The following is an 18,268-nucleotide window of genomic DNA, read 5'->3' on the forward strand; positions in this document are numbered from 1 at the left end:
GCATGTTCGAGCTCCTGAGAAAATACCTTGGCCCCTATAGGGGCAAGACCATCATAGGCGCCCTGTCCAAGGTCGTGGAGGTCATCTTCGACCTGATCACACCGCTCGTCATAGCCCGCATGATAGACGAGGGCGTCCACAATCGCGATGTCGGTGCGGTCCTTCGCTATGGCGCGCTACTCGTGTGCTTCGCACTCGTCGGCTATGGCTTCACACTCATATGCCAGAAGATGGCCGCGCTCGTCGCCCAGGGCGTCGGCACCGATCTGCGCGACGACCTCATGAGGAGGACCATGAGCCTCTCCGCCGCCGAGATGGACCGCTTTGGCGCAGATTCCCTCGTGACGCGCACCATCAACGACGTGAACCAGGTGCAGCTGGCCGTGGCCATGGGAATTAGGCAGCTCATGCGCTTTCCCATCCTGGGCATCGGCTCAATCGTGGCGGCACTTCTCATCGACCTCAAGCTGGGTTTGGTCTTCCTCCTCTGCGTACCTGTCATCACGCTCGTCTTCTGGTTCGTGATGTCACGCTCCGTACCCTTCTTTCGCCTGATGCAGGAGAAGCTTGACCTGGTCTTTCGCATCACGCGTGAGGCACTCTCGGGCGTACGCGTGATCCGCGCCTTTGGCAGGGAGGGAAGCGAGACCAAGCGCTTCGACGCCGCCTCAAAAGAACAGACCGACGTCGCCGTCGCCGTCGGACGCCTGTCGGCACTGCTCAACCCCGCGACCCTCCTCGTCATGAACCTCGGCGTGGTCGCCATACTTTGGACAGGTGCCGTGCAGGTGAGCGTGGGAGACCTGCGCCAGGGTCAGGTCATGGCCTTCGTGAACTACATGAGCCAGACGCTCGTGGCCATCGTCTATGTGGCAAACCTCGTCGTGCTCTTCAACCGCGGGTCAGCATCGGCCCAGCGCGTCATGGAGGTGCTCGACACGGAGCCGTCCGTTCGCGACACGGCTGGTGAGCCGCTCGCGGTCGATCCCTGCGCGAGCGCACTGGCACTCGACCACGTGAGCTTCTCGTACGCGGGAGCGCAGCTCCCCTCCGTGGGCGACGTGACGCTCACGCTTGGCCAGGGCGAGACCCTCGGCGTCATCGGCGGCACCGGATCAGGCAAGTCGACCCTCGTGAGCCTACTTGTGCGCCTCTACGATGTGAGCGCAGGGACGATCGAGGTGCTTGGGCATGACGTGCGTGACTACCCGATCGCACAGCTACGCTCGCTCGTCTCGATCGTGCCACAGAAGGCGTCTCTCGTCTCGGGCACCATCCGATCCAACCTTCTCTGGAGAAGGCCCGACGCCGATGACGACGAGCTCTGGCGTGCGCTCGAGCGCGCGCAGGCCGCAGACTTCGTCCGCGAGAAGCCGCTCGGCCTCGATGGGGCCGTAGAGGCAGGGGGCAAGAACTTCTCGGGCGGCCAACGCCAGCGCCTCACGATCGCCCGTGCGCTCGTCGGCTCACCTCGCCTCGTGGTCCTCGATGACTCGGCGTCAGCCCTCGACTTCAAGACGGACGCGCGTCTGCGCAGGGCGCTTCGCGAGCTTGGGGGAAAGACGAGTGCCGTCATCGTGTCCCAGCGCGTCTCGGCAGTCATGCAGTCCGACAGGATCCTGGTGCTCGACCACGGCAGGGTGGTCGGCCTTGGCACCCACAGGGAGCTGCTTGAGGCCAGCGAGATCTATCGCGAGATCTGTCTCTCGCAGCTCTCGGCCGAGGAGGTGGCCGCCTGATGGCCAACCCTTACTCCGGCGCGACGAGCGCATCGACCGCCCTCACGTCAATACGAGGCGATGACGACAAGGGGTTTGCACACGATCAGGTCCTCGAGCCAAGCGACCTCTCAACCTGGCAGCTGATAAGGCGACTCATGGGCTATGCCCGGCCGCACTGGGTCTCGCTCGCCCTGTCGTTTGTCACGGCGGCCATCTCGGTCGTCCTCCAACTCTACGTACCCATCCTCATCGGACAGGCCATCGATCACATTCTCGCTGTGGGACAGGTGGACTTCTCGGAGTTGCTTTTGACGCTGCGATGGCTCGCCGTCACCGTCGTCGGTGCCGCCCTCACACAGTGGATCTCCCTATACTGCACGAATCGACTCGCCTATGAGACGTCACGCGACCTGCGCGACGAGGCCTATGCCAAGTTCAACGTGCTCTCCCTGTCGTTTATCGACTCCCACTCCCACGGTGACCTCCTGAGCCGCGTGATCAACGACGTCGACGCGGTGGGGCAGGGGCTCCTCCAGGGGTTCACCCAGCTCTTCGGCGGCGTCATGACCATTCTGGTCACGATCGGCTACATGTGTGCGCTCTCGGTCCCCGTGGCGCTCGTGGTGCTCGTGCTGACACCGCTCTCCGTACTGGCCGCGAGCTGGATCGCACGACACTCTGCCTCGAGCTTCCGCGCACAGCAGGAGATCCAGGGCGAGCTTGGTGGCTACACCGAGGAGATGATGGGCAACCAGGCGCTCGTGTCGGCATTTGCCCAAGGCGCTGAGGTGAGCGCCACTTTCGCCCAGATCAACAGACGCCTCTATGTCGCAGGGGAGAGGGCGCAGTTCGTCAGCTCGCTCACGAACCCCTCCACGCGCGTCGTCAACAACCTCACCTACGCGGCCGTCGCCATCGTGGGCTGCGTCTGCGTGATCGGTGGCTGGCCCAGCGTGCTGACGGTGGGGCAGGTGCAGAGTTTCCTCTCATACACGAACCAGTACATGAGGCCCTTCAACGAGATCTCCTCCGTAGTGACGCAGGTCCAAGCGGCATTCGCCTCGACGCGCAGGCTCTTCGCACTGCTCGACGCAACCGAGGAGACCCCTGACGCACCCCGGGCGCTCAATCTTGTGGAGCCGCAGGGACGGCTCGACGTCGAGCATGTGTGGTTCTCCTACGACAAGGACCAGGAGCTCCTCAAAGACATCGACCTGCACGTCGCCCCGGGCAGGCGCTTCGCCCTCGTCGGACCCACGGGCTGCGGCAAGACGACCCTCATCAATCTGCTGCTCAGGTTCTACGATGTGGACAAGGGAAGGATTCTCCTCGACGGCGTGGACCTGCGCGAGCTCACGCGCAGGTCGCTCCGCTCGTCCTTTGGCATGGTCCTACAGGAGACCTGGCTCTTTAGGGGAAGCGTGCGCGACAACATCCGCTACGGCGTCCCCACCGCCACGGACGATGACGTCATCGCAGCCGCCACGCGGGCGCACGCGCACAAGTTCATAGAGCAGCTGCCAGAGGGCTACGATACCGTCGTCGGAGAGGGGGCGGGGCTCCTCTCGGCAGGGCAGCGCCAGCTCCTCTGCATCGCACGCGTGATGCTACAGGACCCAGCGGTGCTCTTGCTCGACGAGGCGACGAGCTCCATCGACACGCGCACGGAACTGCAGGTTCAGGACGCCTTCGACAGGATGATGGAGGGCAGGACCTCGCTGGTAGTGGCGCACAGGCTCTCGACGATACGCAACGCGGACTGCATCGTCGTAATGCAAGACGGCCGCGTCATGGAGACAGGCACCCACGACGATCTTTTGGCGTCAGGCGGACTCTATGCCGAGCTCTACCGCAGCCAGTTCGAGCGCTGAGCCTGCCTGCGCCAGCGGCACCGGCACCGGCGCACGATGTGAGTGATTCACTCACATCACAAACCTGAAGTGAGTGAATCACTCACATCGAGACTTTATTCAGTAAGCGTCTGAGCTGCGCATATGTATGTTTACCTGTTATAACAGCATCGGATTCCGTGGGAAAAATCACTCACTTCGTGACAACGATGTGAGTGAATCACTCACATCACGCCTGCGGGCAGGATCGCAAGCTGAAGTTCATCACGCTTCCCATCGGCAGGTGCTCATGTCAACACGTCCGTCAGGAAGAAAGACGACGCCTTCTTCCTCGAGCAGCTGACGCTGGACGGAAGGTCCGCCAAAGGCGTAGCCCGCAGCGAGTGACCCATCCTTGAAGACGACGCGATGGCAGGGGACGCCCGCAGCCTGCCCAGGACTTGCGTGCATGGCAAAGCCGACGAAGCGTGCCTTGCGTGGCTGGCCCAGCATCGCCGCAATCTGCCCGTAGCTGGCGACGCGACCCCTGGGAATCTGCCGCACCAACTCGTACGTACGCTCAAAGAAGCCTTCCCGCTCCATCGCACACCACTCCGTCCGCTCCCCATTGCCCGCGTCCGCCCAAGCTCCCCGTCCACGGTGACCCGCCCGCCAGATTCTCGGGTACCATGTTTTTCTCGCCAACTGGGCAAATACCGTTGAGTAAGTGCCCCGCAGGCTGGCGGGCACTAAGCCGCCCACGTTTCCCTGCGCCCATACGGGTTCTTGGGGCTGTAGGCCGTGTGGGTTAAGCGTTATCGTCTGAGCATATAACATGCATGGTGGCCCTAGCTGCACGAGATCAGCGTGAGGATGAGAATGACATACGGGAGTCATAGCATGCGGGCATGCGGCTTTCTTTCTAGATGCGCTGCTGGAGGTAGGGGAGTATCTTAACTGCCTTTTTTTCTACAGTATATCAAACACAATTAATTGGTTTTCTCTTTTATTTCAAGTAAACATACTTTGATTTTGTATAGCCCATGTTTACAAATAAATTTCTTTGTTTTTGATGTCAAAACAAAGTACCCAATGTACCTATACTGGGAGAGGGCATATAGAGACGCGCTCCCTGGCAAGCGAGCAGCGCATCGATGAGAGAGGCCATGGTGATGAGCGCATCCGGAGACGATCGCAGGGAACGGATCCTCCACGAGGTCATGGCCCACGGCAAGGCGACAGTGACAGGACTCTCCGAGCTGCTTGGCGTGACCACCGAGACCATCCGCAAGGACCTTGTGACGCTGGAAGAGAGAAACGTCATCTCCAAGCGTCATGGCTTCGTGACACTTGCGACGCCGATGCCCGAGCGCGACTACTCCGAGAAGGGGGAGTCACTTCACCTCGCGGAAAAGACCGCCATCGCCGAGCGCGCCGCCCGCCTTACCCCACAAGATGCGGCCGTGTTCCTCGACACGAGCACCACCGTGCTCTGCCTCGCGTCGCTCCTTGCCCTGCGCTCCGACCTCACCGTCATCACGAATTCGATCGACGTCTGCCAAGCACTCGCGCGCTCGGGCAGCAAGATCCTCGTAACGGGAGGGCTCTATCACACGAAGAGCAACTCATGCGTGGGGTCTTGGGCCCTGCGATCCATGGAGAGCGTCAACGTCGACGTCGCATTTCTTGGTTGCGATGGCTTCTCGCCCGAGGGCCCAACCATTCGCTCCTACCAAGAGGTCGAGTTCAAGAGAATGGTGGCGCGGCGGGCAAAACGAACCGTCCTACTCGCCGACACGTCCAAGCTGGGCAATACGGGTCTTTACACCTTCGCGAACTACGCAGACTTCAGCCTTATGATCTTCGAGCGCGAGCTGAACGTGGGGGAGAGGAAGGTGCTTCCCAAAAACGTAGCGCTGATCGATGTCGTGCCGCCTTCCTAGGAGCGGCGGCACAACGTGCGCTGTTCACTCGGCGGTAAACGTACGGGGTTGCACGTTCAGGGACATCACGCAGTGTGGGTCCAGGCGACCTCTGGACCCCTGCGGGCACTGCAGCAGGTCAGGCTGATTTGTGCCGTACCTTCCAAAGGTGGGTGCGGCACGTCACACACCCGGTAAACCTCACTCAAGTACACGTGAGCGCACCGGTCTGGTACGCTCTGGAACGAGGACTAGGCTTTGATAGAGTACCGCACGCACTACCCCATAAGCGAGATCGGGCTACCTTGGTATAGTTAAGGCTGAAAGGAATCGACATGAGACTGCGTCTGAATGGTCGCGACGCCAACGAGCGAATAGAGATGAGCCTGCTGGAGGTCTTGGGCGATAGTGAGGACGAATGCTGCATCACCTGCACATTGGGGATAGACATAGGCAACTGTTCTGTTCGCCGCGAGCGCATCATCTCTGACATGGGAGCGCTGCGCAGGTTCAAAGACCAGCTGCAGTTATGCTATGACCTGCTGGAAGGCAAGGCAACGTACAGCATGCTCTGGGAGGATGAGCTTCAGTTTAGTGTGAGTATGACTCGCAACGGTCACGCCGTGGTCAGCGGTGCCTATCGTGAGCGCTCGGAGCTGACAAACGAGCTTCTGTTCGAGATGGAGACAGACCAGAGCTGCTTTCCTCCCGTTCTGCGTGCGATAGGGCAGTTTGAAGACGCATGCAGGGAGAGGCCCACAACAGCCTGAGCGAAGACGCCCACACGGCGTGCCAGACACTTACACGGCGTGCCACTCGGTGAGGCCCCGCATGCGCGATGCCTGTGCCACTCGGTGGCACCGAATGGCACAGGACCAGGGAGTCATACCCCACGCATCAGCGATCCACAAGATAGTCGATACTCAAGGTGTCCATCTCGTATGCGAGCGCAGAGCCCGCCGCACAGTCTACCTGAAGCTCAAGGGCATCTGCCTCCTGGAAGTAGCGTGTCGAGAGGACCGTCTCGCCACCATTGAGGTAGATCTCGAGGACTGAGGTGTCAACGATGATGCGCAGGTCGCGCACGGCCTCGACCTTGGCACGACGCACCTTGCGCCCCTGGCCCACCTCATCATCGGTAAAGCTCAGGGTGGCGAGACCGCCTGCGACGTCAAGGGTGGCAAAGTCACCAAAGCTGACATGTAGCTCGCCTGCTATACCATCCACAACGACGTCGGCCATCTTGGGATTGAGTGTGACGGAATAGCCGGTCGCGGTCTTCTTGAGCTCATGTGCCTCCTTGCGCAGGGCATCGAACTCGGCTACCGGACTCTGCAGGATGAGGCCACTCCCCTCGTCAAGCGTGAGCTCGCGCGGCACCGTAAGACAGCCCTTCCAGCTGTTGGTGGGGTTATCATAGGGGCGCACGTCATCCTCGTCGTGCGGGAGGCTCATCCAGCCGATGAGCAGGGTACGCCCCTTCTCGTCCACGAGGGTCTGGCAGGCGTAGTAGTCAAAGCCATAGTCCCAGTCACGGAAGGTGGAGGAGTCGACGGAGGGGTGTGGTGCCTCGGCGCCCATGAGACCCCGGTCCTGCCCCATGAGATCGAGGATCGTGCCCTTCACGGGGAAGTAGCCTGCGGCATGGACGTTCTGGCAGGTAAGCCTCTCAGGATCGTCGGGATCCCCTGATCTGGCCATGCCCTGGGGGCAGGTCCCAAGGAACTCGCGCCCACCCAGGACGATGCGATCGGGACACTCCCACATGTAGCCGAAGGGCTTGTCCTCCAGATTCGTGGCAGACCCCGACATGGTCCAGCTGAGGCCGTCATCAGAGTCGTAGCAGAGGATGGACCCACGACTGTCCTTGCGCGTGCGGGCCCCGAGCAGCATATGGAGCCTCCCATTCTGCTTCCACACCTTGGGGTCGCGAACATGACAGGAGCAGTAGGACGGATAGGCGTCATTTCTCATCACGACGGTCTTGGGACCGAGGTTGATGCCGTTGTAGGACTTGATGAGCGTCTGGTTGGCGAGGCGCCCCGAATAGGTGCCGTCACCCACCCCGTCACGAACGTTTCCGGTGTAGTAGAGCCACAGCTCGTCGTCAGCGACGTAAGCCCCGCCCGAGTAGGAGCCGTCGCGATCGCTCTCGCAGTCCGGCATGATGTGGCAGCCGAGGAAGGCCCAGTTGACGAGATCCCTGCTCACGAAATGCCCCCAGCCATGGGGGCTGTCGGCATGGGGCGGATAGGTGGGCGCGTACTGGCTGAAGAAGTGGTACGTGCCCCTAAACTGGTTGAGGCCGTTGGGATCGCTCACAGACCCGTTGTAGGCCGCAAGATGCAGTTTGGGACGCCAGGACTCGTTGCTCATTGTTGGACTCCCCCCATCGTAGGCGCAGCGCCGCGTCGCGTATGATGCCTGTGACATTTGTGACGTCGGCAACTTTTCGATGTTCCTAGCCTAGCCCAAGCTGATGTGAGAACGATTCCACATCACTGCCCGCCCCACAGACGGCCACGTTTTTCGGCAAGCGGAATCCACGAGGAACGAAGGAGGGGGCGCGGCGCCCACCGATCTCGTAGGTCTCGTAAAGGTCGGCTGCGTCGTCTTCTTTGGCCGATGGCAACCCCCTGGTCGACGACAACCTCTTTCAAGAGGCCTCTTTGGCTGGTCGGCCAGTCGGACAATCCCCATCAAAGGAGGGAGGCTTCGAAGCTCCCGTACCCGTCTGTGCACCTTGCCTGATGTATGGGGCATGGCAACAAAAAGTCACTTGCCCAGGGAAGCGATGAGTGATAGATTGAGTATCTGCGCATCGAGAAGGTGAGCAAACAACGGGTGGTGGCGCAGTTTGGTAGCGCACTTGACTGGGGGTCAAGGGGTCGCTGGTTCGAATCCAGTCCACCCGACCATGGATGGACAGGCCAGGCGAGCAGAGGCCGTCTGGCCTTTTACTTTTGTGTCAAACGATGCGACCCTTCTCCTGACACCAAACCTCGAGGAGGGATCCCTCATGCCCGGCAAGCGCTCGGACGTCATCTCGTGGGACGAGTTCTTCATGCGTGTCGCCATTGCGGCGAGCCTCCGAAGCAAGGACCCCAACACGCAGGTCGGGGCCTGCATCGCCGACATCCATCAGCGCATCCTCTCGGTAGGCTACAACGGCACGCCCGCCGGCATCACCGACGACGAGTTTCCCTGGGAGAGCTCGGAGGACCCTCTGCACGACAAGCACAACTACGTCATCCACGCGGAGGCCAATGCCATCCTCAACTACCGGGGATCGCTCAAGGACATGCACAGGGCGACGGTCTACGTGACCCTCTTCCCCTGCCAAGAATGTTCCAAGATGCTCGTACAGGCAGGTATCGGCGAGGTCGTCTACCTGGATGACAAGTACCACGGCAGTCTCGGGGCAATGATCTCGCGCACCGTGCTGGACAGCTGCGGCGTGTGCTATCGTCAGGTCATGCTCCCAGGCGACGCACTCAACTAGAAACGCTAAAAAGGCAAAAACACCTGTGACCCCCGCCGCGCGAGCGGCGACGGCACCGATCGCCCAGCGGCCTGCCCACCCCCATTCTCAATCTGATAGGGCCGTGAAAAAAGAGGTTCCCCTGCGGCCCCGTCGCGGGCGGCCCCACCCCTGCGGGCGAAGAAGGGAGCCACGCATGAGGGCGAGAGAATGTCAGCTCGGTGGCCTAGGGCCCGCGCGGGCCCCGCTTGCCTCCCTCACGTAGAGGAGGGCCGCGCTAACACTCCGCAGGAAGCTCAACATCGACCCCACGTACCTGTCTCTGCTCGAATGGCAGGGCAATGCGCCAACCTGACATTCAAGTGTTACAGATCATAAGATTTCGATTAGATTGCAAATATTATTCATAACAGAACAAATTAAATCATAACTTTTTCCACTTGCATATGTACACGCTGAAAGGGTACACCTACTCTTGTAAGTAGATACAGCTAATTGGAAATACGGCACCAATTTAGCTGCGGTAACAATAAAAGCGTCCGAAACAGCGGCTTCCTGAAACGTAAGGCGTGCTTCGTCTATTTTCCCTAAATTTGTATATGAGGTCATAGGAACGGAGATTTTATTGGAGAGCACCTCTTTCAAGATCGAGAAAGGAAGCATACGGTATAGAATATGTAGCAAAATCGGTTCCTTGAGACACAGACTACTGTTTTTCTGTACGCACATCTGCGCAGAAATGCTATTGCAGACCTTTTCAAAAGTGCTATTGTCACTAAATCGAACATGGCAATAATAATTTCCCGTCAGATTACAGACGGAGTTATTTGCGTTTATGTTGAACCTGCGAAGATCGACCGGGCAGGGAATGGTAATGTCGTTCCACCGGAACATATTGTGTAATGTCAGCATATATGCTGCTAACAAAATATCATTTATGTTGGGTCTATACCCTTCTACGCAAGAACGATATTGTTCTAGTTTAGACAAATTGATTTGTTTTGTTATAAGCCTAGGTTTTCGGCCACCTTCATTAAGCGGTAAATGCAGTTTCGCATCCATACTTTCTGCCCGCGTCTTTGAGCATAAAATTTTTATCTTTTGCATCATGGTAAATCTACTGGTTATCTGAGCAAAACTTCTATTCGTATTTATCTGTGTTTCTATCTCCTTACCAGAGTATAATTCAGCCAGAAGATATAGCAGCTGCTCAAATCCTCTCCCATCACAAAGTAAATGACTTGCAATTATACAAAGAGAGTCACTCTTTTTGCCACATATCCAATAGATTTTCAGTGGTCTATCAATTCCGATTTCAAGCGATGACAGTAATGAATCGTTCTCAAAAATTGAAAAATCACTTTTAGCGCTTATAGTTGTCAACAGATTTTCATACGAGATACTATCTTCATTCCAGATTCCCTTTTTTATCTCATATTTACATCGTAAAATTGGATAAATTGAACTCAACACTTTTACTGCTCTTTTTAAGCTTTCACTTTTCAATTTTCCATTAAAGCGAATACATGCTCTGATGATAGGTTTCTGAGAATATCCATAAATATACTGCATTAAATCAAACGGTTGTCCATATAATTTCATAAAGCACTTATATCCTTTAAATGATCTTCACTATAAATATACTATATTCATAATTTCATAGTATACATACATTCCCGTCTCTGTGTGATGTGAACTGATTGTCGCCACATCGTGTACTACACGAACGCCAACGCCGACGCGCCAGTGGGGAAGAGAGTGCCCCTCCTCGCGAGGATAGAGCTCAACCACAATGTCATTAACCCAAGTGGGCGGTACTCACGCGGTTGGGAGCCTGGTGGGCCCAGTGGGGCTCCATTGGGGCCTTTCTCTTCCCGGTAGTGGGAGATAGTCGCTCGGCCTGCCCGTCCCATGTCCCATATGTGTTAGAATGTAGTGGGAAGTTCTAAGATAAGAGCACTATCAAATGGTGGGTGGGAAGTTGTTCGTCAGGGTACAGCGAAAGAGGGCCGCCGACGGCAGCGAGATGCTCTACGCGTCCGTCGTGGAGAACAAGCGCGTCGGCGGGAAGGTGGTGCAGCGCACCGTACTAAATATAGGACGCGTCGAGCCCGAGCAGGTGCCGTATCTGAGAGCCGCGTGGGCGAAGAAGAGGCCGAGGTTGGTCTGGGACTGAGCGGGGGTGCACTGCGAGCGCCGCAGCACGCATCGGAGACGACGTGGCCCTGGTCGGGAGCGTGGGGTTCGCAGCCCGACGCGGGGTGTCGCCGATGGCCCTCGCGCGAAGGCGTGAGATGCCGGCCGACATGCTGGCGAGGACCGTGCTGGCGTGCAAGGGGCGCACACTCGTGGTCGAGATGCGCGAGTTCGCGAGGGAGCTGGAGGATAGCAGGGGACACCGGCGCACCCGGGTACCAGAGGGCCCGGGAGAAGCCTGACCCCCCCAGACACGCTGCCGTGCCCGGCGTAGCACCGTGCCGCCGGCCCCTGCGCCTGGGAGGGCGACTGGCTCGGTGCCGGCCAATCCCTCTGGTCCGCCCTGCCCGGGATCGGAGACGCCTTCCAGGGCTCCAAGGTCGCCACCGGGGTGAGCAAGTTCGCCTCGCACGGGGACGACGTGGCGGGGGTGGCGAAGTTTGGAAGGGGCTCGGAAGGCGAGGGGGGCGGCGAGGAGCAGCGGTCCTGTCTTCAAGAGGGATGGTGAGGCATGGAAATCCCTTGAGGAACTTATGAAAAAAATGATAAAGTCAATTACAGGAAGATAAGTGAGAGCTCTCATCATAGCGCGGTGCTCGGGAGGAGGGGAACGGGCCCTACCCGAGGCGCGTCACGAGAGATAAGTGAAGCCACACTGGGGGGCATGGAAGGGCGCCCGGACCGTCGAGGACATCCCCGGCAGGTCCACCAGGACGGGCGCCCATGGCGAGCGGATGAGGAGGATCGGGCAGTGACGACGGATCGGTGGGACGGGCGCTGGGAGGGCTGGAGCCGCTGGGTCTCCTGGCGCGTGACGAGGTACGACCCCGCGCGGAGGGACTGGCGGGGCGCCTACCCGAGCGACGAGTGGACGTGCAGCGACGACATAGGGGGCACCTTCCGCGACGGTGTGCTGACGCCCGGGCGCTACCTGGCCTGCGAGGACGCCTACGTGGCCGTCGTCGAGGAGGCCGTGCGGGAGTCCGGCGTCGCGGGCCTCAGGGTCGCGAGCCTCACCCCCCTCCCCCCTCCGCCCGCGTGCCTGCCGCCCCTGGACCCCGCCGACGAGCCCGAGGAGGGCGCCTGGGTCCCGGCCGGGCGGGTCGGGGCCGCCGTGAGGGCCGTCCTGCGCGGAGAGGGCTGGGCGCGCCTGGAGGGCAAGGGGCTCGACGTCCACTGCTGCGAGAACCTCTACCTGTGGCTCACCTCACGTCGAGACCTGCCGGGCGCGCTCTCCCTCGCCCGTGGCGCGGGGCTGTTCCCCGAGGAGGTCGTCTCCCCGTTCCTTCGCTGGGAGCGCCTGCCGGATTTCGACTTCCCCGGCCCGGCCGAGCTCGCGCTCATACGCGAGCTCGTCGCCAAGCGCGCCCCCTACCTGCTCGGCTTCCTGGGCGACGGGGCGTCGCTGTTCCGCCTACGCGGCCAGGGGCTCTACGACCTGTCCCACTGCGTGTGCGAGGGGGTGCGCGACCGCCTCGAGGCCGCCCCGTCGGGCGCGTGGCGCCTCAGGAGCGCCGGGCGCCTCGTCGGCTGCCCCCTCGAGCGCCTCTTCTGGACCATCGCCATCTACGAGGACGCCGAGGCGGCCTTCCTGCCCGACCCCCCCGCCTGCCCGCCGCCGCCCGCCTGCCCGCCGGGCTCGTGGGGCTCGTGGCTGCTGGCGCCGCGCGACCCTGTAATCGAGTGGGGGGCGCCGGACGACGAGGACGACAAGCCCGCCTGGTGGTCGTCCTGCGATGACATAGGGAACACCTTCCTCGACGGCGAGCTGACGCCCGGGCGCTACCTGGCCTGTGAGGAGGCCTTGGCCCGCGCGGTGGGGGAGTGCGCCGCCGAGGCCGGGGCGGACGCCCTGACCGTCCGGAGCGTCAGCGCCGCCCTCCAGCCCTATCCCGATGAGCCCGTCCGCGCGCCCGTCCCCCTGCCGCCAGCGGGCGCCCGGGCGCCCGAGGAGGGCGAGGTCGTCAAGGCGGACCAACTCGTCGCGGCCGTGCGCGCCATGGTGCGCGACGGGGGGTACTTCCGCCTAGGAGGCGAGCGCGGCTTCCTCGCCTGCGTGGGGAATGGCCTGTGGGCCCACGTCGCCTGCCGCTCCCGCCCCGCGCGGGCGCTCTCGCGCGCCAGGGCGCGGGGGCTCTTCGCGGGACCCTCGCTCCCGGGGATTCACCGCTCCGAGCTCAGGGACCTAGGCTTCCCCGACCCCGAAGAGCTCGCACTCATCCGGGGGTGCCTCGCCAGGCGCGCCCCCCGCCTGCTCGAGGAGGTCACCGACGCGGCCTCGCTCTACCGCCTCGACGAGGCCGGCTGCATCGACCTGGAGTGGAGCGTGCGGGCGGGCATGCAGGAGCTGGGGGCGGACCCGGGCCTGCCGGGCGACGCCTACCGCTGCCTGCCCGAGAGACTCTGGCACTGCGTGTGGGCCTTCAACCCCCAAACCGTGGAAATCGTGGGGTGAGGGAATCCAGGCTGCCTCCCTACGAGCGGTAGAGCCCGGAGGCGGATCGCAAGGGATGCCTTCCTGGTGTCTGACAAGGGACCTTCCGAAGTGACGAAGGCCGTGTGGGACTTCTTCCCGAGTCCTGTCACGGGCGAGGTCGGCCCCACGGAGGAGCTGAGAAAGTTGCTAAAGAAGCGCGGGATAGAGATCAAGATACACGATCACATCTAGTAGAGGGGAGAGGACGGGATGGCGTACGAGTCGGTGAGGGAGAGGCCCCACGCCCCCTTCGCGGAGATGGGCAGGCGCGAGGCCGCGGAGCACGCGCGCTGGTTCGCCTCGACGGTGGGGGAGCGGGTGGGGAGCCTCCGCTCCTACGCGCTCGCGCACGGCTGCGGGGGGCCGCTCGACCTCTCGCGCGAGTCCCTGCTGCCCCTGTGGTCGTGGTTCCTCGGGCGCTCCGAGGTCGCGCGCCCCCCGGGGGGCGGCCCCGGGAGGCTCTCCGGGGAGTCCGCCGCCCTGGCCCGCGACATCAACGTCTACCTCTGCGAGGCGGTGAGGTCGGCGGCCTGGGGCAGGCTCTCCTGGGGCTGCGTGCCCGGCCCCAGGAGCCACGCGGATGCCAACAGGCCCGCGCTGCTCGGGTTCGCCTGGGACCTCTCCATGGCCGGGGACGGGGGGGAGGCCCTCCTCGGCGGGGACCGCGAGCCGGACCCCGGCATGCTCGTGGACGTCTTCGCCCACAGGCTGTCCCAGGTCCCCGGCCCCGGGCCCTGGCGGCCGTGGGGCCACTGGGGCGTGCCGCTCGGGCGCGACCTCGCCGACACCCCCGCGCTCGAGGGGCGCCTGGACGACCTCCTCCACCGCATGGGGGACCCGGAGGCGGGCGAGGAGGCGCTCTGGACCTCGAGCGAGGACAGCCGCAGCTGGCGGGCCCACCGAGAGGCGGAGGCGCGCGGGCTCAGGCAGGAGGCGTGCCTGGCCGCAGCCGGGCGTCTCGCGTCGGCCCACCCCGGCCGGCGGTGGCGCGACTACCGCCGGGCCGCCTACGTGCTCATGGGCCACCTCCTGCCCCGCCGCGCGAGCGAGGCCCACGTCTCCCTCTACCTGGGGCGCCTGGCCGAGGAGACGGACCGCGAGGTCCTCATGTGCCTGCTTGACGGGATGGAAGACGTCCCCGCCCCTGCCGGGGAGGACCCCTCGGCGGTTGTGCGCATGGCGCGCGAGGGCAGGGGGCAGCTCGCCATGTGCGCCACGGCGGCTCTCGGCTCGTTCGACTGCGACGAGGCGCGCGCCGAGCTCAGGCGTCGCGCCTCCGAGCCCGTGGGAAACCGCAACGTCTACGAGGTCGAGAGGGCGGTCGAGGGGCTCGGCAAGGTGGGCCTCGCGGGGGATCTCGCCCTCGTCGAGGGGGTCGCCAAGACCCGCCGCCGCGACCTGCGCGGCGTCGCCCGGCGCGCCGCCGACTTCATCCGCAACCGCGCCCTCGGGGAGTAGGGGCGTCAGCGTGGAGGCCGAGGGGTGAGCAGCGACCGCTCGACGGCGTGCCACGAGCTGCACGACGGACGGCCCCCAACCTCATGGTCGAGCGGGTTGGCATGCGTGGCTCGCCCATCATGGGTGGTTGAGTCACTCGTATCACCCGCTGCAACTCGTACTTAACAGTGTACACAAATGCCCCAAACCGGCGCCCCGTTGCTCTCGCGACCAATCTGTGTACACTCCTGCGTCCCCACGGCTGCTGGCGCCGCAGAAATGCTGCCAAGAGTCACGACCCGAGACCCGTAGGTTGATAGCGCCGTGGTACACTCCACGCAGGGAGTCGGGCGCGAGGTCATCAGAAGGACACCACGGCCGCAAGGCCGAGGCATGGAGGAGTAACGAAAGGTGTCAGAGACTGTGACACGCATACGGACAACGGTCAAGGCAGGGGTCGATCCCGACACCATGCACAGGCAGATGACAGGTGCCGCACTCGCGCCCATCGGCTCATCCGAGAATCCCTCAAACAGGATCTTCACCCTTGCCAACATCGTCACCTTCTGTCGTCTCGCGCTGACAATCGCCTTCCTCGTCACGTTCGTGAGCCACACCGGACGTTCCCTCGCGCTTGCCTGCTATGCCATCGCAGCCACCACAGACTTTTTGGACGGACAGATAGCGAGACGCACGCAGACGGTGAGCTGGCTCGGCAAGGTCATGGATCCCGTCATGGACCGCCTGCTACTCTTCACAGGTGTGCTCGGACTCATCATCACGGGCGAGCTGCCCGCTTGGGTGGCAGCCTTCGTCATCCTACGTGATGCCTACCTTTTCGTAGGTGCACTCATCGTGCGGCGGTGGCGCAGGCGCCCCATTGACGTCGTGTACGTGGGCAAGGCGGCAACCGCCTGCCTCATGACGGGCTTCGTCGATATGCTGCTTAACGTCCCGCGAGTCGCAGGACTGGGACTCGTACACGCGCCGTGGCTTCCCGGCCTCAATGCCGATCCTGCTGCCCTGGGAATCTTCCTCGTATACATCGGCGTGCTTCTCTCCGCAATAACTGCTATCGTCTATACGAGAACTGGCCTTAACGTCATACACGAGGCACAGGCGGCGCAACCTGCCGCTGGGAGAAAGGGGCATGATGAGGAAGCGTGAGATGGTGCGGGCTCGAAAGCATCTCGCACACGGTCCTGTGGTGGTGATGCTCGCCCTGGCGCTGGGCCTTTCCCTTGCGCCCGTGCGTACGCGCGCCAGTGAACCGCAGCCAAGCGAGGCCCAGGCCTACGAGGTCATCGACTCTGCTGGCAACACCCTCTTTGCCCGCAACGAGAACCAGCAGATGGACCCCGCATCCATCACAAAGGTCATGACGGCCATGGTCGCGCTCGACTCCGGCAAGCGCCTCGATGACGTCTGCACCCTCTCGGAGATCAGCTACCAAAGCGATGCGCAGATCGCGGGCATCAAGACGGGAGACACGCTCACCCTCCGCCAGCTCCTCATGATCATGCTCATCTTCTCCGCAAACGATGCGGCGGACAACGTGGCTCTCGCCGTCTCGAGCTCCAAGGATGCGTTTGTCAATGCGATGAACGACAAGGCGCGCGAGATCGGCATGACCAACACCCACTTCTCCAACACCCATGGCCTCATGGAACCCAACCACCACTCCACGGCAGCCGACCTCGTCAAGATGGGCAAGTACGCCCTCGAGCACTATCCCCTCATCGCGCAGGCGGTTCGCACGCGCTCGTACACGGTCACCCTCGGTGACGCGCAGCGGACCTTCAACTCGACAGACGATCTCATGGAAACCTATACAGGCCTTATCGGCATCAAGACCGGCTCGGTCGAGTCCGGCTATGCCTTCCTTGGCGCCTCCGTGAAGAGCGGGCTGAGGCTCTACAGCTGCGTGCTCGGCTGCACGACGGGCAGGGGGCGCTTTGCCGACACGGCAACACTCATGGACTGGGCCTATGAGGACTTCTATAAGAACCTGACGCTTGCGAGGGCAGGCAGGCCCGTGAGGATCGCCAACTGGTCGCTCGGCTTCGGGCGAAAGATCATCATCCGCAGCCTCTGGACCGCGAAGGGACTCTCGTACCCTGGCGCGGACATCCATTACGCTACGACCATGGCGGATCCAGGGTCCATGGTAGACCTTGGGACAGTCTGTGGCAGCACGGTCTGGAGCCAGGACGGACGGGCCCTTTGCTACGAGGTATACGTCGCCTCGGACAGACTCTATGACATACCCAACGTCTCCATCTTCAGCCTGCCGCTTTTCGTGGACGCGAGTCAGCTGAAGGGCTAGCCAACGGATCGGAGGGTCAACATGACTGAGGATGCGCCCCATGACGGCGAATTGCTTGTCGGCGATGCGAGCGAGCGCGCAACATTCGAGAAGGGAGCTGCCCTCGTTGACATGAGCGGGATGCTACTGCTCCTGTGCGAGGGGAGTCCCTCAGCGGCGTTTGGCCCAGCGGTGCTTGCGGGACCTGCGCTCAACGTCGGCTCCTGCGCCCTTGAGGCCGTGCTTTTGGGTGACGGCTTCCTCGCATCCGTACCCCTTGCCGCCCGAACGGGAGATAACGAGCTTCTCATCATCGACCCCACGCCCAGGTCCGACCTCCTCCTCTCCTGGCTTGAGTTCGTGTCTCATATCGAGCAAGGTGGCGTCCGTCCCTACGAGGGACTCACGCTCAAAGACGAGAGCGACAGCCTCGTTCCCTTCGTGCTCGCCGGCCACGAGGCGACGGCCACGCTCGCAGACTACGTGCCCGAGGGGCAGTGCCTGCCCGAAGCGGGCCAAGTCGTGAACCTAGACCTCGACGGACGCATCACGACCATCAGCATGAGGCCAGACCTGCCGGGAGACACCCTCTACGTGCTCCTCGTCCCTCCCTCCCACTCACGCGTCATTTGGAGAAGCCTCCTCTCCTTCCCCCTCGTCTGTCCCGTGGGACGCGAGATCCTTGCATCACGGCTTCAAAAAAGAATCAGCATTCTCTCCCTTCTGGACAAAACGGACAGAATAAGGGTCGAATCCGAGCGCCTCAGTGCGGCAGGAGTCCTGCGCACAGGAAGTGACTTTATAGGTGCCCGTGGCCTCAGGGAGTGATCGCGCACTTATCGAGTGGCGACCCCTCGCGAGCCAAAAATGTCATATCCTCTAGGGTGTGGGGTGCGCTTTG

16 protein-coding genes and 1 tRNA gene are annotated in these 18,268 nt (G+C 62.1%); 14 read left to right on the top strand and 3 right to left on the bottom strand.

The window, feature by feature from the left end:
- Window positions 1-2: 2 nt before the first annotated feature.
- Together ADJ70_RS06020 and ADJ70_RS06025 are read left to right on the top strand one after the other, a co-directional pair.
- Window positions 3-1,739, top strand: a complete 1,737-nt coding sequence (locus ADJ70_RS06020; protein ID WP_050344347.1) for an ABC transporter ATP-binding protein — start codon at window positions 3-5, stop codon at window positions 1,737-1,739.
- Complete coding sequence (locus ADJ70_RS06025; RefSeq protein ID WP_050344348.1) at window positions 1,739-3,592, top strand: ABC transporter ATP-binding protein; 1,854 nt, start codon at window positions 1,739-1,741, stop codon at window positions 3,590-3,592. The genes ADJ70_RS06020 and ADJ70_RS06025 overlap by 1 nt, the downstream gene beginning before the upstream one ends.
- A gap of 243 nt (window positions 3,593-3,835) precedes the next feature.
- Here the strand turns inward: ADJ70_RS06025 and ADJ70_RS06030 are convergent, their stop codons facing one another.
- Entirely contained in the window at window positions 3,836-4,153 is a 318-nt protein-coding gene (locus ADJ70_RS06030) for an MGMT family protein (RefSeq protein ID WP_050344349.1), read from the bottom strand.
- Between the two features lie 551 nt (window positions 4,154-4,704).
- On the opposite strand from ADJ70_RS06030, the gene ADJ70_RS06035 reads away from it, so the two are divergent.
- Together ADJ70_RS06035 and ADJ70_RS06040 are read left to right on the top strand one after the other, a co-directional pair.
- Window positions 4,705-5,493: a DeoR/GlpR family DNA-binding transcription regulator gene (locus ADJ70_RS06035; protein ID WP_216597321.1), complete on the top strand. Its 789-nt coding sequence runs from the start codon at window positions 4,705-4,707 to the stop codon at window positions 5,491-5,493.
- A 314-nt stretch (window positions 5,494-5,807) separates the two neighbouring features.
- On the top strand, window positions 5,808-6,242 hold the full coding sequence (locus ADJ70_RS06040) for a hypothetical protein (protein ID WP_050344351.1): 435 nt from the start codon (window positions 5,808-5,810) through the stop codon (window positions 6,240-6,242).
- 127 nt (window positions 6,243-6,369) lie between these two features.
- Here the strand turns inward: ADJ70_RS06040 and ADJ70_RS06045 are convergent, their stop codons facing one another.
- The gene (locus ADJ70_RS06045) at window positions 6,370-7,848 is read right to left on the bottom strand and encodes a glycoside hydrolase family 32 protein (RefSeq protein WP_050344352.1); all 1,479 of its coding nucleotides are present in this window, start codon (window positions 7,846-7,848) and stop codon (window positions 6,370-6,372) included.
- Window positions 7,849-8,313: 465 nt separating this feature from the next.
- Here ADJ70_RS06045 and ADJ70_RS06050 point away from each other — a divergent pair.
- Window positions 8,314-8,390 (top strand) — tRNA-Pro (locus tag ADJ70_RS06050).
- A 101-nt stretch (window positions 8,391-8,491) separates the two neighbouring features.
- Window positions 8,492-8,974, top strand: a complete 483-nt coding sequence (locus ADJ70_RS06055) for a dCMP deaminase family protein (RefSeq protein ID WP_050344819.1) — start codon at window positions 8,492-8,494, stop codon at window positions 8,972-8,974.
- A 351-nt stretch (window positions 8,975-9,325) separates the two neighbouring features.
- Here the strand turns inward: ADJ70_RS06055 and ADJ70_RS14035 are convergent, their stop codons facing one another.
- Entirely contained in the window at window positions 9,326-10,555 is a 1,230-nt protein-coding gene (locus ADJ70_RS14035; RefSeq protein WP_083443845.1) for a condensation domain-containing protein, read from the bottom strand.
- A 379-nt stretch (window positions 10,556-10,934) separates the two neighbouring features.
- On the opposite strand from ADJ70_RS14035, the gene ADJ70_RS06060 reads away from it, so the two are divergent.
- The 8 genes from ADJ70_RS06060 (at window position 10,935) to ADJ70_RS06090 (ending at window position 18,195) form a co-directional block, all read left to right on the top strand.
- Entirely contained in the window at window positions 10,935-11,129 is a 195-nt protein-coding gene (locus ADJ70_RS06060) for a hypothetical protein (RefSeq protein ID WP_050344821.1), read from the top strand.
- 94 nt (window positions 11,130-11,223) lie between these two features.
- Window positions 11,224-11,391 carry a hypothetical protein gene (locus tag ADJ70_RS06065; protein WP_157051417.1) on the top strand — a complete coding sequence of 56 codons (168 nt, stop codon included), beginning with the start codon at window positions 11,224-11,226 and terminating at the stop codon, window positions 11,389-11,391.
- A 509-nt stretch (window positions 11,392-11,900) separates the two neighbouring features.
- Window positions 11,901-13,604, top strand: a complete 1,704-nt coding sequence (locus ADJ70_RS06070) for a hypothetical protein (protein WP_050344354.1) — start codon at window positions 11,901-11,903, stop codon at window positions 13,602-13,604.
- 66 nt (window positions 13,605-13,670) lie between these two features.
- A complete protein-coding gene (locus ADJ70_RS14550; RefSeq protein WP_157051418.1) occupies window positions 13,671-13,817 on the top strand; it encodes a hypothetical protein in 147 nt (48 codons plus the stop codon).
- Window positions 13,818-13,835: 18 nt separating this feature from the next.
- Window positions 13,836-15,083, top strand: coding sequence for a hypothetical protein (locus ADJ70_RS06075; protein WP_050344355.1), 1,248 nt, complete (start codon window positions 13,836-13,838; stop codon window positions 15,081-15,083).
- A gap of 390 nt (window positions 15,084-15,473) precedes the next feature.
- On the top strand, window positions 15,474-16,229 hold the full coding sequence (locus ADJ70_RS06080; RefSeq protein ID WP_050344356.1) for a CDP-alcohol phosphatidyltransferase family protein: 756 nt from the start codon (window positions 15,474-15,476) through the stop codon (window positions 16,227-16,229).
- Window positions 16,213-17,388, top strand: coding sequence for a D-alanyl-D-alanine carboxypeptidase family protein (locus ADJ70_RS06085; RefSeq protein ID WP_050344357.1), 1,176 nt, complete (start codon window positions 16,213-16,215; stop codon window positions 17,386-17,388). Before ADJ70_RS06080 ends, ADJ70_RS06085 begins: the two co-directional genes overlap by 17 nt.
- Before the next feature lie 21 nt (window positions 17,389-17,409).
- The gene (locus ADJ70_RS06090; protein WP_050344358.1) at window positions 17,410-18,195 is read left to right on the top strand and encodes a hypothetical protein; all 786 of its coding nucleotides are present in this window, start codon (window positions 17,410-17,412) and stop codon (window positions 18,193-18,195) included.
- Window positions 18,196-18,268: the final 73 nt, after the last annotated feature.

Origin of the sequence: Olsenella sp. oral taxon 807, assembly GCF_001189515.2 — a bacterium.
In the GTDB taxonomy this organism is placed as follows: Bacteria; Actinomycetota; Coriobacteriia; order Coriobacteriales; family Atopobiaceae; genus Olsenella_F.